Source organism: Lysinibacillus macroides (assembly GCF_001281525.1).
GTDB classification, from domain to species: Bacteria; Bacillota; Bacilli; order Bacillales_A; family Planococcaceae; genus Lysinibacillus; species Lysinibacillus macroides.
In genome coordinates this window covers 311,800-338,475 of record NZ_LGCI01000005.1, presented here as the reverse complement: position 1 = coordinate 338,475, position 26,676 = coordinate 311,800, and the positions used below count along the sequence as shown (strand labels likewise).

General features: G+C 38.7%; 27 protein-coding genes and 1 other annotated feature. Of the genes, 1 reads left to right on the top strand and 26 read right to left on the bottom strand.

Annotated features, from left to right (window positions below):
* Position 1: 1 nt before the first annotated feature.
* The 7 genes from ADM90_RS04500 to ADM90_RS04470 form a co-directional block, all read right to left on the bottom strand.
* Positions 2-880: an aspartate carbamoyltransferase catalytic subunit gene (locus tag ADM90_RS04500; RefSeq protein ID WP_053993855.1), complete on the bottom strand. Its 879-nt coding sequence runs from the start codon at positions 878-880 to the stop codon at positions 2-4.
* A 192-nt stretch (positions 881-1,072) separates the two neighbouring features.
* Positions 1,073-2,383: a solute carrier family 23 protein gene (locus tag ADM90_RS04495; protein WP_053993854.1), complete on the bottom strand. Its 1,311-nt coding sequence runs from the start codon at positions 2,381-2,383 to the stop codon at positions 1,073-1,075.
* Between the two features lie 14 nt (positions 2,384-2,397).
* The gene (pyrR, locus tag ADM90_RS04490) at positions 2,398-2,946 is read right to left on the bottom strand and encodes a bifunctional pyr operon transcriptional regulator/uracil phosphoribosyltransferase PyrR (RefSeq protein WP_053993853.1); all 549 of its coding nucleotides are present in this window, start codon (positions 2,944-2,946) and stop codon (positions 2,398-2,400) included.
* A 245-nt stretch (positions 2,947-3,191) separates the two neighbouring features.
* Entirely contained in the window at positions 3,192-4,091 is a 900-nt protein-coding gene (locus ADM90_RS04485; RefSeq protein WP_053993852.1) for an RluA family pseudouridine synthase, read from the bottom strand.
* Positions 4,088-4,567, bottom strand: a complete 480-nt coding sequence (gene lspA, locus ADM90_RS04480; RefSeq protein ID WP_053993851.1) for a signal peptidase II — start codon at positions 4,565-4,567, stop codon at positions 4,088-4,090. The genes ADM90_RS04485 and lspA overlap by 4 nt, the downstream gene beginning before the upstream one ends.
* Positions 4,568-4,718: 151 nt before the next feature.
* Positions 4,719-6,287 (bottom strand): sodium/solute symporter, encoded by a 1,569-nt coding sequence (locus tag ADM90_RS04475; RefSeq protein WP_053993850.1) that lies wholly within the window; start codon positions 6,285-6,287, stop codon positions 4,719-4,721.
* 24 nt (positions 6,288-6,311) lie between these two features.
* Positions 6,312-6,647 carry a DUF485 domain-containing protein gene (locus ADM90_RS04470; protein WP_053993849.1) on the bottom strand — a complete coding sequence of 112 codons (336 nt, stop codon included), beginning with the start codon at positions 6,645-6,647 and terminating at the stop codon, positions 6,312-6,314.
* A 171-nt stretch (positions 6,648-6,818) separates the two neighbouring features.
* Here ADM90_RS04470 and ADM90_RS04465 point away from each other — a divergent pair, with 171 nt between their 5' ends.
* Positions 6,819-8,060: an AraC family transcriptional regulator gene (locus tag ADM90_RS04465; RefSeq protein WP_235473314.1), complete on the top strand. Its 1,242-nt coding sequence runs from the start codon at positions 6,819-6,821 to the stop codon at positions 8,058-8,060.
* A gap of 104 nt (positions 8,061-8,164) precedes the next feature.
* Here ADM90_RS04465 and ileS read toward each other — a convergent pair whose 3' ends face one another.
* From ileS to mraY, 19 genes are all read right to left on the bottom strand, one after another.
* Complete coding sequence (gene ileS, locus ADM90_RS04460) at positions 8,165-10,933, bottom strand: isoleucine--tRNA ligase (RefSeq protein WP_053993848.1); 2,769 nt, start codon at positions 10,931-10,933, stop codon at positions 8,165-8,167.
* Positions 10,934-11,050: 117 nt separating this feature from the next.
* Positions 11,051-11,274, bottom strand: a binding site (T-box leader).
* 88 nt (positions 11,275-11,362) lie between these two features.
* Positions 11,363-11,887: a DivIVA domain-containing protein gene (locus ADM90_RS04455; protein ID WP_053993847.1), complete on the bottom strand. Its 525-nt coding sequence runs from the start codon at positions 11,885-11,887 to the stop codon at positions 11,363-11,365.
* A gap of 95 nt (positions 11,888-11,982) precedes the next feature.
* Positions 11,983-12,771 (bottom strand): YlmH family RNA-binding protein, encoded by a 789-nt coding sequence (locus ADM90_RS04450; RefSeq protein WP_053993846.1) that lies wholly within the window; start codon positions 12,769-12,771, stop codon positions 11,983-11,985.
* A gap of 325 nt (positions 12,772-13,096) precedes the next feature.
* Positions 13,097-13,378 carry a YggT family protein gene (locus ADM90_RS04445; RefSeq protein WP_053993845.1) on the bottom strand — a complete coding sequence of 94 codons (282 nt, stop codon included), beginning with the start codon at positions 13,376-13,378 and terminating at the stop codon, positions 13,097-13,099.
* A 20-nt stretch (positions 13,379-13,398) separates the two neighbouring features.
* Positions 13,399-13,896: a cell division protein SepF gene (locus ADM90_RS04440; RefSeq protein ID WP_053993844.1), complete on the bottom strand. Its 498-nt coding sequence runs from the start codon at positions 13,894-13,896 to the stop codon at positions 13,399-13,401.
* Positions 13,880-14,584: a YggS family pyridoxal phosphate-dependent enzyme gene (locus ADM90_RS04435; RefSeq protein ID WP_053994885.1), complete on the bottom strand. Its 705-nt coding sequence runs from the start codon at positions 14,582-14,584 to the stop codon at positions 13,880-13,882. Before ADM90_RS04435 ends, ADM90_RS04440 begins: the two co-directional genes overlap by 17 nt.
* A 117-nt stretch (positions 14,585-14,701) precedes the next feature.
* Positions 14,702-14,938, bottom strand: a complete 237-nt coding sequence (locus ADM90_RS04430; protein ID WP_031418925.1) for a PRC-barrel domain-containing protein — start codon at positions 14,936-14,938, stop codon at positions 14,702-14,704.
* Positions 14,939-15,158: 220 nt separating this feature from the next.
* Complete coding sequence (sigG, locus tag ADM90_RS04425) at positions 15,159-15,932, bottom strand: RNA polymerase sporulation sigma factor SigG (protein WP_053993843.1); 774 nt, start codon at positions 15,930-15,932, stop codon at positions 15,159-15,161.
* A gap of 114 nt (positions 15,933-16,046) precedes the next feature.
* The gene (gene sigE, locus ADM90_RS04420) at positions 16,047-16,754 is read right to left on the bottom strand and encodes an RNA polymerase sporulation sigma factor SigE (RefSeq protein WP_083448453.1); all 708 of its coding nucleotides are present in this window, start codon (positions 16,752-16,754) and stop codon (positions 16,047-16,049) included.
* Between the two features lie 13 nt (positions 16,755-16,767).
* Positions 16,768-17,601, bottom strand: a complete 834-nt coding sequence (locus tag ADM90_RS04415) for a sigma-E processing peptidase SpoIIGA (RefSeq protein WP_053993841.1) — start codon at positions 17,599-17,601, stop codon at positions 16,768-16,770.
* A gap of 191 nt (positions 17,602-17,792) precedes the next feature.
* Complete coding sequence (ftsZ, locus tag ADM90_RS04410; RefSeq protein ID WP_053993840.1) at positions 17,793-18,950, bottom strand: cell division protein FtsZ; 1,158 nt, start codon at positions 18,948-18,950, stop codon at positions 17,793-17,795.
* Between the two features lie 53 nt (positions 18,951-19,003).
* The gene (gene ftsA / locus ADM90_RS04405) at positions 19,004-20,287 is read right to left on the bottom strand and encodes a cell division protein FtsA (protein WP_053993839.1); all 1,284 of its coding nucleotides are present in this window, start codon (positions 20,285-20,287) and stop codon (positions 19,004-19,006) included.
* A 94-nt stretch (positions 20,288-20,381) separates the two neighbouring features.
* A complete protein-coding gene (locus ADM90_RS04400) occupies positions 20,382-20,753 on the bottom strand; it encodes a small basic family protein (RefSeq protein WP_053993838.1) in 372 nt (123 codons plus the stop codon).
* Between the two features lie 3 nt (positions 20,754-20,756).
* Positions 20,757-21,476 (bottom strand): DUF881 domain-containing protein, encoded by a 720-nt coding sequence (locus ADM90_RS04395; protein WP_053993837.1) that lies wholly within the window; start codon positions 21,474-21,476, stop codon positions 20,757-20,759.
* A gap of 121 nt (positions 21,477-21,597) precedes the next feature.
* Positions 21,598-22,323, bottom strand: coding sequence for a DUF881 domain-containing protein (locus tag ADM90_RS04390; protein WP_053993836.1), 726 nt, complete (start codon positions 22,321-22,323; stop codon positions 21,598-21,600).
* A complete protein-coding gene (locus ADM90_RS04385) occupies positions 22,304-23,134 on the bottom strand; it encodes a cell division protein FtsQ/DivIB (RefSeq protein WP_053993835.1) in 831 nt (276 codons plus the stop codon). The genes ADM90_RS04390 and ADM90_RS04385 overlap by 20 nt, the downstream gene beginning before the upstream one ends.
* Before the next feature lie 20 nt (positions 23,135-23,154).
* Entirely contained in the window at positions 23,155-24,234 is a 1,080-nt protein-coding gene (ftsW, locus tag ADM90_RS04380; RefSeq protein WP_053993834.1) for a putative lipid II flippase FtsW, read from the bottom strand.
* 40 nt (positions 24,235-24,274) lie between these two features.
* Positions 24,275-25,624, bottom strand: coding sequence for a UDP-N-acetylmuramoyl-L-alanine--D-glutamate ligase (murD, locus tag ADM90_RS04375; RefSeq protein WP_053993833.1), 1,350 nt, complete (start codon positions 25,622-25,624; stop codon positions 24,275-24,277).
* Positions 25,624-26,595, bottom strand: a complete 972-nt coding sequence (mraY, locus tag ADM90_RS04370) for a phospho-N-acetylmuramoyl-pentapeptide-transferase (protein ID WP_053993832.1) — start codon at positions 26,593-26,595, stop codon at positions 25,624-25,626. Before mraY ends, murD begins: the two co-directional genes overlap by 1 nt.
* Positions 26,596-26,676 lie beyond the last annotated feature (81 nt).

The window sequence follows — 26,676 nt, the reverse complement described above, 5'->3', positions numbered from 1 at the left end:
CCTATTCTCTCTCCTTTAAAATAGTTTCGATAATAGCCATGCGTGTGTAGACACCATTTCGCACTTGCTCAAAAATACGTGACCGTTCACACTCTACTAGCTCAGAAGCAATTTCTACATCGCGATTTACAGGCGCTGGATGCATAATAATTGCAGATTCTTTCATTTGTTGCTCTCGTTCGATTGTTAAACCATATTCTTGATGATAGCTTTCTTTTGAAAAGCTTTTATTCACTTTATGACGTTCATGCTGAACACGTAGTAACATAATTACATCGCTTATTTCGATTAAATCATCCCATGAATGATGTGCCTCAAAACTTCCTGCCCATTCTTCTGGACAAAGGAAGTGGACGTTTGCACCTAAGCGCTGGAGTGCCACTGCATTTGATTTTGCCACACGGCTATGGGAGATATCCCCAGCAATGGTAATATTCAATCCTTCGAACTTACCAAACTCTTTTTTAATTGTATAAAGGTCCAATAATGATTGTGAAGGATGCTGACCTGCGCCATCTCCGGCATTAATAACAGCCACATTAATACCGCTTAGCAGCTCATTGTAATATTCGTCCTCCGTTGCACGTATCACAACTGCATCTAAACCGATCATTTCTAATGTTTTAACCGTATCATACATCGTTTCCCCTTTTGTAACACTTGAAAAACCAGCATCGAAAGGTATAACCGTACAACCAATTTTACGCTCCGCCATTTCAAAGCTTGTTTTTGTACGAGTGCTCGGTTCAAAAAATAAATTGGCTACATGGTGTGTACGAGCTAACGACGATGCTTCACCATTTTCAAATGCTTGGGCAAGATCAAGGATGTGGTGAATTTCCTCTATTGTTAAATGCTCCATCGATAGTAAGTTTTTCATTATGTGACCTCCATTCAGTTGTGTGCCATAAACGTCTATTTATGACGTTCTCTGCATAAAGTAAAAGCCCCATTGATCGCATCAATGAGGCAGAAGGAGGCGTGACAAACTATAGCAGGATCTACTCCCTACTTCAGCTTGTCCACAGCTTCCCTTTTCTTGCCTCTCTGGACAATTCATTAAAAGGTACGACTATGAATTTTTATGTTGATTCTCTTGTACAGGTATTGCCGCTTCTTCCTTGCCGGGTAAAATGGCATTCAAAAGCACGCCAATAATGGCTGCTAGTGCCATTCCCTCGACACTTAATGATTCTGAAATCACAAACTTTGCACCGCCAATACCAATCACTAAAATGACAGAGGCAATGACTAGATTACGGCTATTGCCAAAATCAATGCGATTATCCACTAACATACGTAAGCCACTCGCTGCAATAATACCAAATAGTAAGATAGAAACGCCACCAAGTACTGCGGTTGGAATGGTTGCAATCACTGCCATTGCTTGCCCGAAGAAGGATAAGACAATGGCTACAACGGCTGCACCTGCAATCACATAGACACTATAAACACGAGTAATCGCAAGGACACCAATATTTTCACCATACGTTGTTTTGGGTGGTCCACCGATCAACGCACTGAGAAATGTGCCAAGTCCATCGCCGAGCAATGAGCGGTGTAAGCCAGGCTCTTTAATATAATCACGCTCTACAACTTTCCCTAAAACAAGCTGGTGACCAATATGCTCTGAAATGGTCACAATTACAATGGGAACCATCGCGAGCAGAATTTTAGATGTAATTTCAAATTCATAATGCACACCTGGTATTAAAAAATCAGGTGTTGTAAAAAATTTAGCAGCCGCAATTGGTGTATAATCGACAATACCAATAATCATTGAGTAAATATAGCCTACGATTAATCCCATTAAAATTGGCATGGTGCTTAAAATACCTTTAAAGGCAATCGTGAAAATAATCGCGGTAAAAACTGTTACTAATGCAGCAGAGAAGTGTAAAAAGCTATAGTTGCCATCAACATTCATCGCCATATTAACAGCCGTGCCAGATAGTCCTAGACCTATCACCATAATAACAGGTCCCACTACAATCGGTGGTAAAATTTTCATAATCCATTTATAGCCGCTTTTCCAAATGATTAAAGCGACAATTCCATATGTAAGCCCAACAGCCATTGCACCAATCATTGCATGTCCTGGGTTTACACTTGTACCATCCTTATTTAAGCCACCTGCCACAAGCAAAATCGGCGCAATAAATGCGAAGGATGAGCCTAAATACGCAGGTACTTGAAATTTCGTAATTAATAGGAAGAACAGCGTAGCAATCCCACTTGTTAATAGCGCAATGGCTGGGCTTAGTCCTACTAGCTGTGGCACTAAAATCGTTGAGCCAAACATGGCAAACATATGCTGGAAGCTTAATGTCACCAGTTGAAGTCCAGTTGGTTTATCCTTAATATCTAACACTGCATTTGACATATTGCTTCCTCACTTTATTGTTCATCTTCTTTATAAATAATCACGCAATCTTCTCCATCAACTTCTTGTAAATTGACAACAATGCGTTCAGTACCTGATGTCGGCACATTTTTTCCTACATAGTCTGCTCGAATTGGCAGCTCTCGATGACCCCGGTCCACCAGGACTGCTAATTGGATTTGTGCAGGTCTCCCTAAATCCATCACAGCATCTAATGCTGCACGAACTGTTCGTCCTGTATAAAGCACATCATCTACTAAAATAATCTTTTGATTTTTTACAGTATAGTCAATATCCACTTGTTCCACATATGCTTGTTCATTTTCGTGCTTTGTTGTTAAATCGTCCCGATAAAGCGTAATATCTAGCTCGCCTGTCCGAATCGCTCGCCCTTCGATTTTTTCAATTCGTTGCGCTAAACGCTTGGCTAGAAAAGCACCTCGTGTTTTAATACCGACTAAGATACATTCATCAATGCCTTTATTGCGTTCAATAATTTCATGGGCAATACGTGTCAAAGCTCTTGTCATTGATGGACCATCTAATAATTCATTTTGTGCCATCGCCATTTCCCCCTTTCTATTGTCATATGTCCATAAAAAAACCTCTCAAGGCGAATTGCCTGAGAGGGTTATATACGTGTTGAAAAAGCATGTCGAAAAATTTGCAGCACAAATTTCCACAACACTATTATATGAACCTTCTCAGCCTCTCTGGACTGCCATTAAAGGTGAATACTATTTAGTTGTATTGTTCTTATTCACTGTCGTTAGTATAGACCTTCTTGACATATACGTCAATGCCTATTTCATAAATCCTTTAATAATTGCTCATAATCAGCAGGAAGGGGCGCTTCAAACTCCATATATTCCCCTGATACAGGATGATCGAATCCCAGAACGCCCGCATGCAGCACTTGTCCACCAAAATCAAGCGTTTTTTTCGGACCATATTTTGGATCACCTACAAGCGGGAAGCCAATATAATTCATATGCACACGAATTTGGTGTGTACGTCCCGTTTCTAAACGACATTCCACTAGCGTATAGTCACCAAAACGTTCAACAACCTGGAAGTGTGTAACAGCATGCTTACCATTATCAACGACTGCCTGTTTTTGGCGATCTTTTTGATCACGTCCAATTGGTGCATCAATTGTCCCCTTATCATGTGCAATATGCCCATGGACAAGCGCTGTATATTTACGTGTGACTGTTTTATTGACTAACTGATTTACCAATGATTCATGGGCTACATCGTTTTTTGCCACCATTAATAAGCCTGATGTATCTTTATCGATACGATGGACAATTCCGGGTCGTAGCACACCATTAATCCCTGATAAATCCTGACAATGAGCCATTAATCCATTTACCAGCGTGCCTGTCAGATGTCCAGGTGCTGGATGTACCACCATACCCTTTGGTTTATTCACAACAAGGACATCTGCATCCTCATAAACAATATCTAAATCTAAGTTTTCTGCAACAACATCCAATTCTTCAACTTCTGGTACATCAATAACAATGATATCACCAGCTTTCACCTTATATTTTGCCTTCACAGCATCGCCATTTACTTTGATAACTCCCTCACTAATCCAGTTGCCAATTTGTGTGCGTGACCATTCTGATTGTAGGCTTGAAAGTGCCTTATCAATGCGCTCTCCTTGCTGCTGTTCTTCAATAGTATATGTTACTTGCGTCATTGTTTCACCTGTCTCTTTTCTTTTTTATCTTCCACAATTAAGCCAATCATTAAAAGTACAACTGCTATCGTTAACGCAGCATCTGCCACATTAAAAATAGGGAAGTCATAGTTAATAATAGGAATTAAAACATCTGCAAAATCGACTACTTCTCCTCTAAATAAACGATCAATAAAGTTGCCAAGCGCACCACCTAACAACAGCATTAAACCAACTTGAAAAAGGGGCTTACCCTTTGCCTCTTTATGATAAAAATAGATAATCGCACCGATCACAACAACGGTTACAATACTAAATAGCCATATTTGTCCCTCTAGCATTCCCCATGCTGCGCCTCGATTGCGATGAGATAAAAGTCCAAACCATGGGTCCCACAGCGCAATACGCTCCCCATACTCCATATTTTTGACAATTAGCCATTTTGTCCATTGATCGAGTAAAATGACAAAAGCAGCCAATCCATAATATTTATACACAAACATTCCTCCGATCGCTCAACATCTAACCTATTCTACCATAACAGCATCATTCACAATAACTAATAGCATGTGAAAATCTAGCAGTGACAGCAGAAAAAAGCTATTTCCATCACCTCTTAAGCAACAGAAATAGCTATGACTTTTGATATTAAACGGTTTCAGATTCTTTTGAATGTACTCGCTTCATAAAATCATTCACATCCGCAGGTACTTTACGATCTAGCATTGATACAATAATAACCGATAGGAAACCAACAGGCACTGTCACAATCCCTGGAATTTTAAACTGTAAGAAGCTTGGCAATGTTCCCGGTAAAAAGATCATCCACATGGATACACCAAGCCCGATCAATAACCCAGCAATTGCTCCCTTCTCTGTCATCCCTCTCCACCAAATACCTAGTATAAATATTGGTGTAAATGTACTTGCTGCAACCGTAAAGGCAAGTGCCACTAAATGACCAATAGATGCATCCTTCACCAGCAGACCCAAAGCCCCATATAAAATCCCTAATAATACAATGGCTACTTTACCCGCAATAACGCGCTGTTTTTGCGTTATATCTTTTTTCATAATAGTAGCGTATAAATCGTGTGCTAGTGCCCCAGAGCTTGTAATAAATAACCCTGAAAGATTGGAGAAAATAGCTGCAAATGCCCCCGCGATTACTAAACCAAGCAGCCATTTCCCGCCTAGTGCAAGTGCTGTAGTAGGAATGACCATATTATTTCCGCCAAGCACTAAATCACGCATAACCTCTTCACTCGCTGTTCCAGAGATAAAAATAGCACGTCCTACAACCCCTAAATAAACCGCTAATAAGAAGAATGCACTAGCAATTCCGATTGCCATTAACGCTGATTTTCGAGCTGCTTTGGCACTTGGATTTGTATAAAAGCGTAATAATATATGTGGAAGCCCAATTGTTCCGAGGGCTAAACCTATCGTCATACTAACGGTTTGCCAAAATGTTGGGAAATAGAAGCCTGTCCCTGTCCAAGCAGCACCATCAAAATTGATATCTTTACCATCTAACGCATAGGGTGAAGTCCCTGTAATAGGACCAGTGAAGGAATTAATAGCTGCAAGAATTTTATCGTAATGCAGACCGCCATAAATCGCTGCGATGAGCATCACCACAAACGCTCCAAGACGAATCCATAGCTCTAAAGCCTGGTTAATCGTTGTTCCTTTCATCCCACCAATACCTACATAAAAAATCATCACAATACATGTGAAGATAATACCAAATTCATAGGAAGTCCCAAAAAACATACTTAAAATTTGGGCAGCACCTAATAATTGAGGAGCGGCATAAAAGCCTGAAATCGCTAAAACGACTACAACAGCTACTAATCGCGCTCGTTTACTATGGAAACGATAGGCTAAAAAATCAGCAACCGTAAATGCACCAAAACGTCTTAAAGGACCTGCTACAAAAATAGCTAATAAGGTTAAACCAATGGAGAAACAAAAAGCATAATAAGCCCCGTCATATCCTAATTGAAATGTTAAACCCGCAATTCCTAGGAATGTTGCTGCACTTAAATAATCTCCACCAATAGCAGAACCATTTGTAAACCAGCCAAAGCTTCGGCCTCCAACAAAGAAATCCGACGCCGTTGCATTTCGCTTTGTCATATACGTGATGTACACTATCGTCCCCATTAAAGCAATGGTCATTAACATCTTCGGTTCTAATAAAGCTGCCATCATTCAACATTTCCCCCTTCGTTACAACTACCTATTTGCTAGATCGTATTTTTTTAGGCGCTTTTCGTATAAGGCCGTATGCACATAAGCAATAATAAATGCCATAGCCATCATAATGACTGTTGTCACAAACCATGTTACGGTCATGCCACCCCAAATTTTCTTAAATGCAAATGCTGGCGCAAACCAGTTCATCACAGGAATACTAAAAATTAAAATAAAGTAAAATATCGTTAAGCCAAAACCTGTTGTAAATTCATCTTTCATAATTTTGCTAGTTGCTGCATCTAGTGGTGGAAGATCTTTCACATCCACTGTTCCAGCTTCCACATAGTCATAATCATGACTTCCTACTTCTGCCATACGTCAACTCCCCTTTCTTTATACAGTAAATAATTATCTGAAATTTCAAATTATTATTCACTACAATTATTCTATTCTATTTCTCAGACAATATAGTTATAAAATATTGCTGTATTAGTACAAAAAAATGCTATTTTAAGGTAAAATACTTTTATCATTCTATTTAAGGGAGTGGATAACATTTTAAAGGTGGCATGGTATATTGAAAGCTCATTTGATAGAAAGCAGATGGGCGCATGGCTAGAAGAGGCTTTACCAAACGCTTTTGAGAATTGTACAGAGCCACAAGCAGAGGATGAGTGCATTATCATCTACGAAATTAATCGTTTATTCGATTGGGTAAAAATCAATCGTTTAAAAAGACATTACCCTAACAGCATCATTGTTCCGATTGTTACAGAACACCTTACCTATTCAACTGGTATAGCAATTGAACTGGTTCTACCTACACTTCTAATTAAACCATTACAAAAATCAAAATTTTTACGTGCTATAAAAAAGCTCCACACCTCCTATCAGGAAAAAAAGGCTAGTACGCTTACATTACTGGAACTATCACAGCAAGTACCCCAAAGTCATGCTTCGCCCTTTAGGGAAGCATTTTTAAAGCGCCTTATACGTGGAGAAATTAATGATGAGCTAGAAATTATACAATCTGCCTCATTTTTATCAACAAATTGTATACCAAATATTGTGTTTTTAATTCAGGGCTACATTGATGTCAATGAGCAGAGAGCCATTGCTGCTCCTTATGATGCAAGTAGTATTATTACTCATGTTTTTCGCCAAAATTTTGCGGGAAAAGCACCCATATCCTTTTTATATTTTGAGCGCTATCTGCTGCTTCTTATGCGGGTTCCAGATGAATATAATTCTTTCAAGCATTGGATGGAAGGAGAGGCATGTTTATTAGAAGTTATTGAGACGCTAAAAAAAGACTATAGCATTCATCTTTTTATGGGGGTCGGCGGTGTATTTCAGGATGCTATGCAGGTGAAAGAATCTTATAGTCAAGCCCGCAAAGCCCGTAGAAAGCCACCTATCCAGAATATTCATATACGTTATTATGAGGATTTAACGAAGCACGAGCAGCTTCAAAAGGCTATTTATTATATTGAAGAGCATTATGACGAGCAAATTACAATTAGCGATGTTGCTAAATTTATTAACTTTAGCCCGACACATTTTAGCAGACTATTTAAAAAAGAAACGGGCCGTAATTTTGTTGATTATGTGGCATTTACTCGTATCATTAAAACATTACCGTTTCTACGAAAGTATGATTATACGATAGAAAAAATTTCCTCAATTTGCGGCTTTAACACACCTAATTATTACAGTTTAACATTTAAAAAATACGTGGGCATATCGCCAACAGACTACCGCCATACAAAAGAGATTTTATTTAAATAAAACGCAAACCTCCAGCAAGGAGGTTTGCGCAATAATGGGGCTATCAGGTACATTCATCACTTCCTGACAGCCCCATTTTCTTTATTCAATGAAAGTTTGTTGTTTTAAGCATAGTATTTTTCTACAACCGTTGCACAGCGCGCGCATACAGTTGGTTGTGCCTCATTAGCACCAACTGTTTCAGAAATGGACCAGCAGCGCTCACATTTCTCGCCTGCTGCCTTTTCCACAACAATCGATACATGCTCAAGTGCTAAGGCATGATCAGGTGCTTCTGCTAATGCGGCTACCTCAAATGCAGAAACAATGGAAAGCTGTGCAAAATCAATCGTTGTATCATTCAATAATGCGACAATATCGTCTTTCGCATAGACAGTTACTTTTGCTTCAAGTGATTTACCAATTATTTTAGCATTACGCGCTTCCTCTAATGCTTTTAAAATATCATCACGCACATCAATGACTTTCTCCCATTTTTCACGAAGGCTGTCAAAATTCGCTTGCTCATCTACCTCAGGGAAGTCTGTTAATTGGACAGAAGCTTCCTCGACAAGACCTTGTGCGTATAGGTAAGACCACATTTCATCTGTTGTATGTGGAATAATTGGTGTCATCACTTTCACCAACGTCATTAATGTATCGTAAATAACCGTTTGCATTGCACGACGGTCTTGGTTGTCATAGCCCTCAATGTAGACAACATCCTTCGCAATATCTAAATAGAAGGAAGATAACTCTACAGCAACAAAGTTATTCACAACATGGTAGACAGCAGCGAAATCATAACGTTCATAAGCAGCTCGCACCGTTTTTAAGACGTCTTGCAAGCGCATATAGACATATTGATCCATTTCACGAAGCTCTGCATAAGCGACACGATCTTTCTTTGGATCGAAATCGGCGATATTGCCGTGTAAGAAGCGCAATGTATTACGGATTTTACGATATACTTCGGACACTTGCTTTAGCATATCCATTGAAATACGTACATCGGCTGTATAGTCAACAGAAGCCACCCATAGACGCAAAATATCTGCCCCATATTGATCCATGACCTTTTGTGGAATAATAACATTGCCCAATGACTTACTCATTTTACGCCCTTCACCATCAAGCACAAAGCCGTGTGTTAAAAGCCCTTTATAGGGTGCATAGCCATTGATTGCTACAGATGTAATAAGGGACGAGTTAAACCAGCCACGGTGTTGGTCAGAGCCTTCTAAATAAAGGTCAGCTGGATATTTCATACCACGCTCTACTAAGACACCTTGGTGTGAAGAACCTGAGTCAAACCATACGTCCATAATATCATTTTCTTTTGTAAATTCACCATTCGGGCTACCTGGATGTGTAAAGCCTTCTGGTAATAATTCTTTCGGCTCTTTTTGGAACCAAATATTTGATCCATGCTCACGGAATAATGCAGCTACATGGGTAATTGTTTCTGGTGTAATAATGGGCTCACCATTTTCAGCGTAGAAAATTGGAATCGGTACGCCCCATGCACGTTGACGTGAAATGACCCAGTCGCCACGGTCACGAATCATATTATAAAGACGTGTTTCACCCCAAGCAGGTGTAAATGTTGTTGCTTTTACGGCCTCTAATAGCTCGCCGCGGAATGCTTCAACAGACGCAAACCATTGTGGTGTTGCACGATATATAACAGGTTTTTTCGTACGCCAATCGTGCGGATATGAGTGTGTAAAGAAGTCAAGCTTTTCTAATGCCTCTACTTCTTTTAACTTTTCTGTAATTAGTTTATTGGCATCATTATAAAAGACACCTTCAAAGCCAGGTGCTTCATCTGTATAACAACCACTATTATCAACAGGGCTAAGAATGCCTAAACCATATTGTTTACCGATATGATAATCGTCTTCCCCGTGTCCAGGTGCTGTATGAACACAACCTGTACCCGCTTCAGCTGTGACGTGTTCACCTACCATAATAAGCGATTCACGATCATAGAATGGATGCTGCGCTACAAGACGATCAAGCGCCTCACCTTTCACTTCCTGTACAACCTCATAGTTTTCCCAGCCAAGCGTCGTTGCCACTGACTCTAATAATTCTTTGGCAATAATGAATTTTTTATTAGCCACGGCAACTACGACATAGATAAATTCAGGATTTAAAGAAATCCCTAAGTTTGCTGGTAATGTCCAGGGTGTTGTTGTCCAAATAATAAATTTCGCATCTACTGGCACAACGCCTTTGGCATCTTTAATCGCAAAGCTGACATAAATAGATGGTGATTTAATATCTTTATACTCGATTTCAGCTTCTGCAAGAGCCGATTCAGAAGATGGTGACCAATAAACAGGTTTTAAGCCTTTATAAATATAGCCCTTTTCTGCCATTTTACCAAATACTTCAATTTGACGTGCTTCAAATTCAGGCTTTAATGTAATATACGGGTTTTCCCAATCACCACGTATACCTAGACGTTTAAATTGCTGACGTTGATTGTCGATTTGCTCATAGGCATACTTTTCACAAAGCTGACGGAATTCTGCTACAGACATTTCCTTACGTTTAACACCCTTGTTTGTCAGTGCCTGCTCAATTGGTAGACCATGTGTATCCCAGCCTGGCACATAATTCACATGATAGCCAGACATAGAACGATGACGTGTAATCATATCTTTTAACACTTTATTTAATGCGTGACCAATATGAATATCACCATTTGCATAGGGGGGGCCATCATGTAAAACAAACTCAGGACGACCCTCTGTACGCTCCATCTGTAATTTATTAATGTCCATGTCATTCCATTTTTCTTGCATTTTTGGTTCATTTGCCGGTAAATTCCCACGCATTGGGAAATCTGTTTTTGGCATTAATAACGTATCTTTGTATTCAACCATTAAAATTCCTCCTTAAAAATTACCAATAAAACATTGTATAGACATCTACAACAGTTATCGGCAAACATCACAATTCTTAATGCTTCTACTGGCAAATAAAAAAAGCCCTCAATCCCTAAAAGGGACGAGAAGCTTCTACTCGCGGTACCACCCTAGTTGCAGCACAATTCAAATTGCACTGCCTCTTCAAGCACGTTAACGTTGTGCACTACGAAATAACTTACTGCTTTCAGTTATTTAGCTCGGAAGTGATCTTCATTGTTAGTTGTTTGTTTGGGCTTGCACCATCCCCAAATCGCTTCACTACACCTAACAATTACTGTCTTCGTCTCTGCCTATATGCATATCTGCTCAAGTAATTGATAGTATAAAGTATATGAAATTCAAACATTCACGTCAAGTTTCAATTATAATGGGGCAAGAGAAAGGTTACAGATCTTCTGAATCTTGTGCTTCCTCTACAGACGCTTGAATTTCTGTTAAATCAATATCATATTGCAGCAAATGATCCCAATCATCTGCATTTAATAGATCGAGCTGTGCCTCTACAAGCATTTTAAAGCGATTTCGGAATACCTTGGATTGTTTCTTCAGCTCATCAATTTCAATCGTCACCTTACGTGCCTTTGTTAACGCCTCATTGACAATTCGATCAGCATTTTTCTCAGCCTCTTTCACAATAAGCTTTGCCTCTTTTTGTGAATTTCTACGTACCTCATCTGCTGCCTCTTGTGCCACAACAATGGATTTTTGTAAGGTTTCTTCTAAGGAGTTAAAATGCCTCGCTTGCTCTAAAGCAATTTCTAACTGTCGATCAACTTCTTTTTTTTCACGCAATAAAATTTCGTAATCTTTAATAATCTGATCTAAAAATTCATTGACCTCGTCCTCAGCGTAGCCCCTGAAGGTCTTTGTAAACTCCTTATTATGTATATCAATAGGTGATAATGGCATACAATCCTTCTCTCCTTTACGTGTACATTCGTATTTCCTATTATACAATTGTTGCGACAACTTAGCAGTAAAAATTAATGAAAATTACTTCAATTTCAAGCTTTTTGGGCCAATCGACCGATTTGTAGACGAATTTTATCTTTTTTTGTACGGCCTTCAGTCATAATAATTTTAACACGACCACTTCCTCGTACCGATAAAATATCACCCTCTTGTAATTCAAAAGCAACAGTATCGCGCTCTGTCCAATTAACACGTACTTTGTTCCCTGTAATAAGCGCTTGTGCTTTTTGACGTGAAACGTTTAAAACCGTCGCAATAATCACATCTAAACGCATCGAAGACACCGTATGAGATTCTTCCAACCATTCGTCCTCATTGATAAGCAGAGGCTCCATTTCCTTCATTGCCTCTACATGCACCTTCACTTTGCCAATGCCTGTTAAATGTAAACGAACATATTCTGCAACCTCTTGTGCAACAACGAATTGCACTTGATGCTCATTCACGCGAATATCCCCAAACTTACCACGATTTAAGCCCAATGCTAGCAATGCACCTAAAACATCAGGGTGTCGTAGCTGAACAAATTTTACAGGATAGTGTATCGTAAACGCTACAAACTGAAAATCATCCTCAGTTGGTTCATAATAAGTAGGAAAAATCAGCATACGCTGCCTCTCCGCCTCATCAAATAACCCTGCACTCGCTATTTTTAAGGTATCATTCTGTCCAATAATCGATGTCACAATAAAGCGCTGTCTGGGGTCAAGAAAATCCGTTAGCTTTGGTGCATAGCGGTCTTCCACCTCACGCTGCCAGTTGATCACTTGTTCAATAAAGGGCTGTTCTTCTTTTCGAAAATGCTGAATTAAATGTTCCATTTTTCTTATCTCCTTTGTTCCCTATTCTTCTCCATTTTATGGGCTAGCTAAACGTTATAACGTGGGCTGTGCCATTATTTCAAGCGAACTGTCCGGCATTTGATGGGAGACTATCCGCTTCTTCTATCCATTCTATTACTTTATTTCCTTCTCTTTCGATCATCTATCATGCACATTCAGGGTTCTATCTGCTACATTTCTCATCCTATCCATCACTTTTAGCATTTTATCCTATATAGTTCAACGGGCTTTCTGCCACCCTCAGCCATTGATTCATCGCTTCTCACAGCACTAAAAAATCCTCACTACATTGTGAGGATTTTTTTTAAAGAAACATAAAGTATATTTTCTGAATGACTATATAAAGCCCTCTTTCTATAAAATTCAACATAAAGATCGCCACGATTGGTGAAATATCAATCATGCCAATAGGTGGAATAAATCTTCTAAAAATTCCTAAATACGGCTCACATACTTTTGCCAGCATGCGTCCAAATGATGAATTTTGAGCGGCAGGCACCCACGACATTAAGATATATATAATTAGCAAAAATGAATAGATCCTAAATGCTAATGATACATATTTAAGTATAATCAAAAAAGTCATATAAACTACAATCCTCGCTATTAATTATCGTCTAAAATAAAGTTCGTAATTTCCCCGGTTACTTCTACATTATCTGGTGTGCAAAGGAAAATATCTTTACCAATTCGTTGAATATCTCCTCCAAGGGCATATACTGTACCACTTAGAAAATCAATAATTCGTTTTCCTTGCTCACGTTCAATGCGTTGTAAATTAACAATTGTGGCCCGTTTATTTTTTAAATGCTCTGCGATATCTTGTGCTTCCGCATACACTCTAGGCTCAATTAAAACAACTTTCGCTCCTTTAGAGTTCATTGCTGCCTGTAAGCTGACAATATTGTTAGGTGTTGCTGTACTTTGTGGCATAATTTCATGAATGGGTGCTTTGCGTTCTTTCATCACTTTTTTAGGCTTTGCTGTGTGAATTGGTTGCTGCTGATGCATGGGCTGTTGCTGTTGAATAGGAGCTTGCGTGATCTCTTCTTCTAATTCCTCTTCAAGGTAAAAGAAGTTTTTAATTTTATTCTTCATGCTCATCCTGTTCCCCTCTTTCATTTCCAACAAGAGCCGTACCGACTCGAACAAAAGTAGCCCCTTCCTCTACCGCAATTTCAAAGTCATTAGACATACCCATTGATAACTCGGTACAAGGCGCATGTGCGAATCCTTGCTCGGCTATTTGCTGTTGACATTGTTTTAATTGCTTGAAAACAGAGCGAATAAGTGCTTTGTCTTCTGTATTTGGTGCCATTGTCATTAAACCTACAACTTGAATTTTTGTAAAGCTTGTTAATGTTTCTATAAAAGGTAAAACTTCTTTAACGGTTAAGCCATGTTTAGATTCTTCTTCTGAAACATTTACTTGTACAAAGCATTTAACAGGTTTTTCTGCTCGTTTTTCAATTTCTTGTGCCAAACTCAAACGATCTAAGGAATGTAAATAATCAATGTGGTGAATGACTTGTTTTACTTTACGTGTTTGTAGTGACCCAATATAATGCCAACGTACATCGGCTTGAATTACTGCAATTTTATGATTTAAGCCTTCAGGTCTATTTTCTCCTAAATGAATGAGTCCTGCATTAATTGCTTCTTGTGTTCTTTCTACAGAAACCTCTTTTGTTACTGCAATAATTTGAACATTACTAGCATTACGATTGCCTCGTTTTGCTGCTGCTATGAGTAAATCATTTATTTTGCTTAAATTTGTTAAGATTTTTGTCACTGTTTTTCCCAACTTTACAACAATAGTTTCTCTTATTGTAACAAGCAATGATTGATTTATCAATGAATAGCCTGACCTATATCAGCATAAGCTCGCATAAAAAGCGAATCTTCTGTCTTATGAGAGTGCCTTGACTAAAATAACATCCTTACCAACGACAAGCACATCTTTCATATACACTTTTCTTACAGATTCTTCCCCTTTAAAAAAGCCAAGATACTTGCGGGGCTCTGCAATCAAAAATGCCGTAACATAGCCTGTTTCTTTCGATACTTCAGCATCTACAACAAACCCTATAAAACGTCCATTTCCTGCTTCAATTACTTCTTTTTGCTGTAACATCGAGAATCGCAATAAAATTCCTCCTCTATCTATTACGTTTATCCATCCATCTATTCCTATCATAAAATGTTGCCATCACTTTATATTTATGTATCAATTGTTCATTGAATGAGGAGAAAAACAAACTTGTTGAGAAACGATCTAGCATTATAAAACATCCACTCTTCACTCTGCCAAAGATCGTTTTTCAACCACAGAAAAATGCGCACCGAATAGTTGGGTGCGCATTCTTTTATTTGTAATCTTTTTGCATTGTTTCAATTGCATTTTTTTCGAGGCGTGAAATTTGTGCTTGTGAAATGCCTAATTCCTTGGCAATTTCGGTTTGTGTTTCACCATAATAAAAACGCTTTGCCACAATCATTTGCTGGCGTTCATCTAACTTTTGTAAGCTTTCCTTTACCGAGACATAGGCAACCCATTGATCCTCTGATACATCATCATCACGTAATTGGTCCATCATATAAACAGCGTCTCCACCATCTGAATAAATAGGCTCCTGTAGAGAAACTGGATCTTGAATGGCATCTAAAGCAAATAACACGTCCTCTTTTTTCATATCAATCATATCAGCAATTTCTTCAATCGTAGGTTCTCGCAAATTATCAGTTATCCATTGCTCTTTTGCCTGCATTGCCTTGTAGGCTATATCTCTTAAAGAACGAGAAACTCGCAATGCATGATGATCACGCAGATGGCGACGAATTTCACCAATAATCATTGGTACAGCATATGTCGAAAATCGTACATTATGCTTTAAATCAAAATGATCAATGGCTTTCATAAGGCCAATACAGCCTACTTGAAATAAATCATCTGCCTGTTCACCTCGATAGGCAAATCGACCAACAATACTTAGCACTAACCTTAAATTGCACATCACAAGCTCTTCTCGGATTTCCGTTTCTCCAGCTTGTAAACGGATAAAGAGCTCCTTCATTTCCTCGTGCTTTAAAATTGGCAAAGTCGATGTATCTAAGCCGCAAAGATCTACTTTTGTTCGCATATTCGATTCCTCCGGATGTTATTCTCTGACTAAACCGTGACATCAGTTTGTCCGAGAGCAACAAGAATATGCACAAAAGCTGCGACCAATTTTAGGTAGGTTAAATTTCCCTTTCTATGATATCGGTTGATTTAAGTTTTCACGTAAATCTTGAATAATTTTCTTTTCTAAGCGGGAAATATAGGATTGAGATATTCCTAAGTGATCGGCAACCTCTTTTTGCGTCATTTCCGCCTTTCCATTGAGACCAAAGCGACATTCCATAATATAGCGTTCACGTGCACCGAGTAAATTAATCGCATGGAACATATGCTGCCGTTCAATTTTTCTCTCTACATTATCTAAAATAATATGCTCTTCTGTTCCTAAAATATCTGATAATAATAATTCATTTCCATCTGCATCGGAGTTGAGTGGTTCATCTAATGAAACCTCACCCTTCATGCGACTTGTTTTTCGTAAATGCATTAAAATCTCATTTTCAATGCAGCGTGATGCGTATGTTGCAAGTTTAATATTTTTATCTGTATTGAATGTTTCAATCGCTTTGATTAATCCAATAGAGCCAATACTAATTAAATCCTCAATTGGCGTACCTGTATTATCAAAACGTCTAGCAATATAAACAACAAGACGCAAATTGCGTTCAATTAGTGTATCTCTAGCTCGTAAATCACCATTCATAAAGGATGCAATCACTGTAACTTCTTCTTCTCGACTTAGTGGCACTGGCAATGAATCATTTCCCCCTATATAGTACGTTTCACGACTTCGAAACTTACTCCATAATTTTTTCAAGCTAGCAAGTAGCCTAAGAAGCAATCGTTCTCCCCCTCTATGAGTTATTTGAAAGCGCTGAAAAATGTAAAATTGCTGCTGTGCTATGTGGAAAATTTTTAGCTTTTTTGGTTAATACGATATATTCATTTGTTTTCACTTGTGAAGGCTCTCCCTTGATATGCCATTCTTCAAATCGAAAACCAAGTACAACGGTTTGCTGCTGTACAGTATTAACATGGATAAATCGTATATAACGCTGATAATCTTCTGTAAACATGGATACATTGTACGGATCGGTTTCTTGCCACTCCATTAAGGATTTGCGGAAAGCTTCGGGTAAATGTGGTCGTAAAGCTGTATAAGACACAAAGTGAACAGGTTTTCCTGAAAGAGGCTCAATCGCTTGATTGCCTGTATCAACAAAGGCTGTGAGCGGTATTGTTGCACCAAAAATTCTCAGCGTTGTATCAAAGACAAATCGACCACTTAAGCGCTCAAGCTTAACGAAACCCCATTGCTTATAAAATACAATAAGATTCGCTACTGCAAGCAAGAAGCATATACTAATAAAATGAGTGACAGAAAGATTTTTTAAATAAGGTTGTACAGCTGTTAATAGACCACCAATCACAATGGTTGCTGTTAAAGCAATAGGACCTTGCTTTTGAAAGCTTCGAAGCTTAAAGCGAAAAGCTATACCAATAAGTAATAAAAAGCTTAACACCGTTGTCCACAGCATTTGACCGCCAATAACAGCTACTAAGCTACTGCAAATCGAACTCATTAATAATCTTGAATTCTTCACAAAAACTCCTGTTACTCTTGCCGTAAACGTGAGTATCGCTAGATTAAAAAGCGTATTAATGAGCACCAGCCATTCTCCATACATAACAGCCGCCTCCTACATACAAAGTTAGCATGTTCCTCCCACAAATATTGTCAAACAATCGCATCATTTTCTGAAAATGTTTTGACAAAAAACATGGTTTCCTTACACATTTGAACATGCTCACCACCAATAGAAAAAGCTCGTATTCTACATATGTAAAATACGAGCTTTTTAGAAGTTGTCTATTTCATTTACCCACGATTTTTACGATTGCGTAAAAATGCTGGTACTTCAAGCATATCATCTTGTGCATAATTTTGTTGATTTTGGCGTGGCTGCTCTTGTTGCATAGGCATTTCTTGTCGTTGTTCACGAATAGGAGCCTGTTGCTGTGGAGCAGATTGTCTATTTATATTAAGTGACGGTTTTGGTGTACTGCGTTGTTGCTGTAAAGCTTCCTCTGAAAAACCTGTCGCAATCACTGTCACAATGATTTCATCTTTTAAATTTTCATTAATTACCGAGCCGAAAATCATATTGACTTCTTCATCGGACGCAGAGGCTACGATATCTGCCGCCTCTTGGACTTCAAATAAGCTAAGATTCGAGCCGCCTGTAATATTCATAAGAACACCTTTAGCACCATCAATTGACGATTCAAGCAACGGACTGGAAATCGCTTTCTTCGCTGCTTCAGAAGCTCTGTTTTCGCCTGTAGCAATACCAATACCCATTAATGCAGAACCCTTGTTAGACATAATTGTTTTCACATCGGCAAAGTCTAAGTTAATAAGACCTGGTGTAGCAATTAAATCTGAAATACCTTGTACACCTTGACGTAAAACATTGTCAGCTTCTCTGAAAGCTTCTAACATCGGTGTAGATTTATCGACAATTTGTAGGAGCTTGTCATTCGGAATAACAATCAGTGTATCCACTGATTCCTTCATACTGCCAATACCACCAATTGCCTGTGTTTGACGTTTACGACCTTCAAAGGTGAATGGACGTGTCACAACACCCACTGTAAGGGCTCCTAGCTCACGAGCAATTTGTGCAATGACTGGCGCTGCACCAGTACCTGTTCCTCCGCCCATACCAGCTGTTACGAAGACCATATCTGCACCACGTAATACCTCTTCTAGCTGCTCACGGCTTTCTTCTGCAGCTTTTTTTCCTACCTCTGGATTTGCTCCGGCTCCTAATCCCCGCGTTAGCTTAGCCCCAATCTGAAGCCTAACCTCCGCCTTGGATAAATTCAATGCCTGTGCATCCGTGTTCACTGCTATAAAGTCAACACCTTGTACACCATGCTCAATCATGCGATTGACAGCGTTGTTACCGCCGCCACCAACACCTATGACCTTTATTACTGCAAGTTCATCAACACTTGTATCAAATTCTAACATCTCTTTTTCCTCCCACGGTAACTCGACTCTGTATCATTCATTACGCATTCTAGTTAATCAAAAAACTTATCAAATAATTTTTTTGCTTTCCCGATTACGCTTTCTTTTGGTTCTGAAGGTGTAGAATACTCTTGCTTTTTATGTGTAGCTGCTTGAGCTCCTACAACTGCATATTCAACAGGCTGCGTATTCGTACTTTTACCGTAAAAATCATCTTCTAAATGGGCGTAACGAATAAGTCCAACTGCCGTCGCAAATGAAGGCTCTCTAACGCCAATATAATCGGGTGTATAGATTCTTACACGCGTTTGTAGAATTTGACGTGCTAATTGGGCGATACCTTCAAGCTTTGCAACACCACCTGTTAAAACAACGCCACCTGGTAAATCTCGAACACCTAAACGTGCTAATTCGTCAATCACTAACTCCAATAATTCCTCTAAACGAGCACCAATAATTTCTGATATATAACGCTGGCTATACTGGTCAGTAGAATCTGTACCCACAATGGGCACTTCAAAAACTTCATCATCGGATGCATCGTCGTAAAAGGCATGTCCAAATTGGTGCTTTATTTGCTCTGCTTGCTCTGTTGGGGTTTTTAAAACGATTGAAATATCTTTCGTTATATGATCACCACCGACTGGTATAACACCTGTATGCGTTAACAATCCCTCTTCAAATACAGCGATTGTTGTAGAGCCACCTCCCAAATCAATAAAGGCAGTTCCTTGGTTCTTTTCGTCTTCTGTTAAAGCGAAGTAGCCTGCTGCTAATGGCTGCAAATATATTTCTCGTATACTTAAACCAGCCCGCTCCACACAGCGAAGAACATTGTGTAGGAGCGTTTTGGATGTTGTTATCATTGTTGCATCCATTTCGAGACGGATGCCAATCATCCCACGAGGATCTTTAATTTCATCGAGATTATCCACAATAAACTGTCTCGGAATGATGTTCACTAATTCACGTTCAGGAGGTATTGACATGACTTGTGCAGATTCTACCACTCTGTCTAAATCATCATCTGTAATTTCTCTGTTTTCACTATTTACAGCGACAACGCCTTTAACTAGCTGTAACATCGTCTGGTTAGCAGGAACGCCTAAAACGACTTCTTGAATTTGATAACCTGTCATTCGTTCGGCTTGTTCTACTGCTTTTCGAATAGATTGAACCGTTGCATCAATATCAACAATTGCACCTTTTCGAACGCCATTCGATTTTACATTTCCGACGCCAATTACATGTAATTGTCCGTCACTCATTTCACCGATTAATACCTTGATAGAGGACGACCCTATATCAAGAGAAATGTATAAATCTTGCTGATTCAATTCGCTGCACCTCCTTGGAAATACTCTTATTTTCATTCTATTGTAAATTTAGCATAATGTCTAAGCAAATCGGGTATTTTGGTCAATTTTTCTCTTATTCTACGGGAGTTTTCTTATTATTGTGACGTTTCTTATCTATGCGTATTAGTAAAATACGCCTAATTATTGCTATATTTTGGAATAAACGTACACCAAAAGCGAAAATGGCTGCTAAATACAAATCTATCCCTAAATTCACGCCTAAAAAGGCTAATCCTGCTGCGAGCACAATATTAAAAAAGAATCCTGATAGAAATACTTTGTCATCATATACTTGTTGTAATTGAGCACGAATACCACCAAATAATGTATCTAAAGCTGCTAACACAGCTATTGACAGATAATTTTCATACATAGAGGGGATTTGTATATTTGTTAATAAGCCAAGGGCAAGTCCAAATATCAAACCTAAAAATGGTAGCCACATATATTAATCTCCTTTTTTTACCTCTGCTAAATAATCATTTGTCAATGGCTGATCAAATGCTGGTATTTGTAAGTGTTCGATGGGCTCTTCAATCACTAATTTATAATTATCTAAATAAAACGAATCAATAAATGTGGAGGCTTGTAGCGAATTATACATTTTTTGAGCTGCCTTAAAATCGCTTGTCCCAACATAAATTGCAAAAGGTGGCGAAGAAAGTGGTAGACTATTCACCGTTGTCCTTCCATTAATGTCTCGAATAGCGGTTGTTTGAACAACACGATTTCCGTCTATCGAAACACTTGTAGCATCGTTCTTAAAAAGCTCATTTAATAACTGTGTTAATAAATCTGGTGAAATTTCTTTTATTTCGTAACCCATTGCTATTAATTCAGCGGCTGGTTCAACACGAAGTATCACCCCTGGCCCCTTGACTTCCGTCAGGCCCGCCTGTAGCTTTAAACGATTGAATGTTTCTGTTAAAGCTGCCTGCTGATTCACTTTTTCAGATTGCTCATAGCGACCCACTACTTCCTGCAGTGAGCGAATTTCTGCCAGTAATGTGGAATGTCGTTGTTTTTCTTGTGCTAATTCCTCTCTGATTGCCCAAATATCTCGTGTATCTCGCTCAGCTGGTTTTTGCATGGTATTGTACTGTACCGCTATCATCAAACCGATAATAAATAGCACGATCGTTATTCGGGTATACATATTTCTTTGCAAAATAGCCCCTCCTAGACGTATCGTATGCCTCCTTAGAATACGATCCTAAATTGTAAATTTCTACAATTCCCCACTTATTGGAGGCTAACATTGGACATTCAATGTGAAATAGAGCTTGTCCTTAACTTTCTACTTTTACTTTTGGCATTGTCAGCTTCTGACTTTCTTCTAGTGACACCACGATGTTATCGTTTAATAACTGATCGACTACACCACCATTTAGATTTAAAGAAGCCAATAATGTTTTAGCATCACCAATCGCTTCAATGACAAATGGAGCGGGATGCTGTGTACCATCAATTGTTATCACTGGACCATTACAGCGAATATAGGAGGTAGCCATTACACGTTGTCCATTGATGGCAATTGCTTGAGCACCTGAAATTTTAAGCTCATTTAGCAATTTAAAAATATGGCTTTCATGGACGATATAATCATTAGGATTAAAGGATTTTGGATCATAGTCACCATCTTGCAATGTGATGCGTACGCCCTTCCCCTCACCCTTTAACTCACCAAGTAATAGCCGTAAATCCTCAGCCTGCTCCACTAGCTTTTGATAGGCTTTTTCATCAGCAGCAAATGATTTTTCATATTTCCGAATTTGTTCTTGTAGACTGTTTAACTCCTCAGAAAGTTCCTTGTTGCGTTCCTGCTGTGCGATTAGCTCCTCACGGTACGACTCTTCTTGCTCAAAAAGCTCGGAATCTATGGTGCCGGCTTCACGTTTATCTTGCGCCTGGTTGTATGAATAGCCAATAATAAATCCTGTTGTTATACAAACAATCAATAATTCAAATTGTTTTCTAGTGAAAAAACTTCCCTTGCTATTCTTCTTGTTGTTCATCTTCTGTCACTTCCTGGTTAACCATTTCCCCATCTACACCAGCTCCCATGTCGAGGTCTAGCTTATTATACTCCTCATTAAAAGGTCGATAAAAGGAGCCAACCTCTAAATCGATGACACCTTTTTCCAAGTTAGCAATTTGTGCTACAATTGAAGGGTAATAATTTAACTTTTCCGCTAATGTTTGAACAACCGCTCGTACTTCATAGCCATCATTCATATAAAGCTTCACTGCATTTGGATTCGTTTCATTATTATTTGTGTTAACCTGAGAAATCAAAGCTAATACCTCTGGCTTTAACTGGGCTAGTTGCTCCACAAGCTTATGAATCGTTTTTTCGCCAGTTATGCCAAGAAAAACAGGGGCATCAATGGGATAATCATTACCTGCTTGCTCGAAACGCTTGCCATTTTCAAGCAAAGGATAATAGGTACCGTCACCAGCTAAGTACGCAACTTTTTTCCATTCTTTAATAGTAATCGTAACGCCTTGCAGCCAATTACGCTTCACATGAGCTTCCTTTACCCATTCATCCTTTAGTAACTGCTTTTCAATATCTTCGACTTTAAAACCCCACATCGATTTACCTGGTGCAAGCGTACTCACTTCCAAATAGTATTGCTTATCTGCAAGCTTAGCCCCATCGACAGTAATTTTCTTAATATCGCTGTACGGAGATTGAAAATAAAGGAGTACCGCTAAAACAATAAAGAAAAGTAATATGAGTACGATAAATTTCCGATTTGTACGCTTTTTTCGTCGCTTTTTTAGCGTAGGTATACGATCTTCTATATCAATTACTTTCTCCAAAAAGTACCCCTCCTTTATATTTATTTCGCTAATTGATAAATAATACCTATTATTAACCACATTGTTACTAAAGATGTTCCGCCGTAGCTAATAAAGGGCAATGTTACGCCTGTTACTGGCACTAAACCAATTACTACAGCTATATTAAGAAACGCTTGCACCATCAGCATTGTCACAAGCCCTATAATGGCATAGTAGGATGTTCGTGTTTTAGCCTGTACAGCAAATTTATAGCCTGCATAAATAACAAGTACAAAAAGAGCTAGAATAACAAGACCACCGATTAATCCAACCTCTTCTAAAATAATGGCATAAATAAAATCATTTTGCGGCTCTGGTAAGTATAAAAACTTCTGGCGACTTTGACCAAAGCCATGTCCAAAAATCCCAGCTGGTCCAATTGCCATTAGTGATTGGACCGCTTGAAATCCACTTACCAATGGATCAGCCCAAGGGTCAAGAAATGCCTCTATTCGTTTGAGTCGGTACGGTGCTGTCACAATCATCCCTACTAATCCTGCAATGCCAGCCAGCATAATAATGGCATATAGCTTTAAAGGATAACCTGCCACAAAAAATAATAAAAACACTGAAACGACTAGAATAAATACAGAACCAAAATCAGGCTGCAACATAATAAGCGCAACAGGTAAAAGCAAAATCAAGCCATGACACCAATTGACAATCGGTGCTCCTGTTTTATGTTGTGCCAGTATATGGCTCAAATACACAATGACTGTAATTTTCGCTAGCTCTGCTGGCTGAATTGTTAATGGACCTATACCAATCCAGCTTTGAGAGCCATTTCGTACAAGTCCAATTCCTGGGATTAGCACAAGGACAAGTAAAATAAGCGAAAATATATAAGCCATTTTCCAAAAGGATTGCTCTCTTAAAATATTTAAGCGAATCGTGATGAAAAACACGATCATAGCGACAACAAAATAGACACTTTGCTTCATATAAAACGGCATTTTTCCACTATAATGAATGGCACTCCAATACGTACCTGCAGAATAGACGAAAATAATGCCGATTATTGATAGCATCAAAGTTGTGACGAGCAATAAGTAGCTTTCTTTCCCTCTCAGTAATGCCATCCTTCCAAGTCAAGTATATTCTAAAATAGTTACAGCGCCATTACAGCTTCATTACAGCATCAATAAAAACATCGCCACGTATTTCAAAGCTGTCATATTGATCCCAACTTGCACATGCTGGCGATAATAAAATTACATCACCCTCTGCTGACATCGGTGCTGCATAATGTACAGCATCTTCTACATTTTGGGCAATAACTGTTTGTGAAACACCACAGGATTTCGCAAACTCTACAAAACGTAAACCCGTTTCGCCAAATGCAACAACACCTTTTACATGATGCATACAAGGGCGTAATTCTTCAAAAGAGTGCCCGCGATCTAAGCCGCCTGCTAGTAAAATAACAGGTACTTGGAAGGCATCTAATGCACTCTTTGTAGCTAAACAGTTTGTTGCTTTGGAGTCATTGTAAATCTTTCGACCATTCCACTCACGGACAAATTGTGTACGATGTCTTACACCCCCAAATGTCGCTAAAACTTCTTCCATTTTTTCTTTCTCACAACCGATTAATATACAGGCGGCAACGGCTGCTAAAATATTTTCTAAATTATGCTTACCTGGCAGGGCAATATTTGCGCGTTCCATATATGGTTCTCCTTGCCAGTAAATCATTGTATCATCTGCACTAATACCATTTTCTGTTCGGCTGCTCACACTAAATGGAATTTTTTGCGCATTTGAACGTGCTGCATAATCCGCAACAATCGATTGATCCGCATTATAAATAAAATAATCACTGCTATCTTGATTACGCGCAACAGCAAACTTTGCTTGTGCATAATTATCAAATGTCCCATGATAATCGAGATGAGCATCATAGAGATTTGTTAAAATAGCAATTTTAGGCTTAAATGTTTGCGTCCCCATTAATTGAAACGAAGATAACTCTGTCACAATAACATGATCCTGCGTTGCTTCTTTCGCTACACCACAGGCTACCGTGCCGATATTACCAGCAATTAACGGATTTTTATTACCTTTATTGAGCATATCAAAAATTAATGTTGTCGTTGTTGTTTTACCATTTGAGCCTGTAATACCAATAAACGGTGCTTCGCTAATTAAATAAGCAAGTTCAATTTCTGTCCAGACAGGAATCTCTCGGCTAATCGCATCTGCCACAATGCGATTACTATAAGGAATCCCTGGATTTTTCACTACTAATTCAAAGCCCTCATCAAGTAAATCCTCAGGATGGCGGCCACAAATTACTGTAATGCCTTTTTGTAATAAACCCTGTGCATCTGGGCTTTCATCAAATGGTTTAGAATCATTGACTGTTACAAAGGCGCCAAGCTCATGTAAAATTTCAGCAGCTGCCACACCACTTTTGGCTAGGCCTAACACAAGTACCTTTTTATGTTGTAAATCTGTATAGTTTTTCATTAAAACGCCTCCGATAAGACTGCAATCAATGCTACTGCTAGGGCAGTTGACCAGAACACAAGCACTACTTTCCATTCTGACCACCCTGATAATTCAAAATGATGATGGATAGGACTCATTTTAAAAATACGTTTCTTTCGAAGCTTAAAGCTACCTACCTGCAAAATAACAGATAATGTTTCAATCACAAATACCAAGCCCACCAACAATAGTAAAAACTCTTCTTTTACTAAGACTGATACCATTGCTAATGCGCCACCTAATGCTAATGAACCTGTATCCCCCATAAATACCTTTGCTGGATTAGCATTAAATAGTAAAAATCCTAATAATGCGCCTGTTACAGCAAATGCAAATAGAGCGATATCTGCTTGGCTTTGGAAGAGCGCAATAACACCAAATGCGGCAAAGGCAATAGACGCTGTTCCCGCTACTAATCCATCCAAGCCATCCGTTAAATTCACTGCATTGGAAAAGCCTACTAACCAGAAAATTAAAAAGGCTACATAGAAAACTTCAAGATCAATTATCCACTCTGTAAACGGAATCGCAAGCGTCGTATCAAACGATGCGATATGCAGAAGGAAATAAGCAAGAATGGCAATAACAATTTGACCAATCAGCTTTTGAAGTGAGGTTAACCCTAAATTTCGTTTAAAAACAACCTTTAAGCCATCATCCAATAAACCGATTAATCCAAACCCTGCTAATACTAATAGCAGCACAATGGTTTGGGTTGTTAATAAGTCTAAAAAGCTACCTACACCCACAGTTGTTAGGAGGATAGAAATTAAGAAAATAATTCCTCCCATCGTCGGTGTACCAGCTTTTTTCATATGGGATTTTGGCCCTTCCTCACGAATACTTTGCCCAAATTTTAGACGGCGAAGAAGTGGAATACAAATTGGTGCCAGGATAACTGTTACTATAAAAGCAAGAGCTAAAATGGTAAGTGTTGTTGCGAGTTTCATTGAAAAATCTCCTTTAAATCTTGTTTCACTTTCTTCTCTCGGAAAAAAGCATAAACTTTCATTGTATTTATTACTACCCTT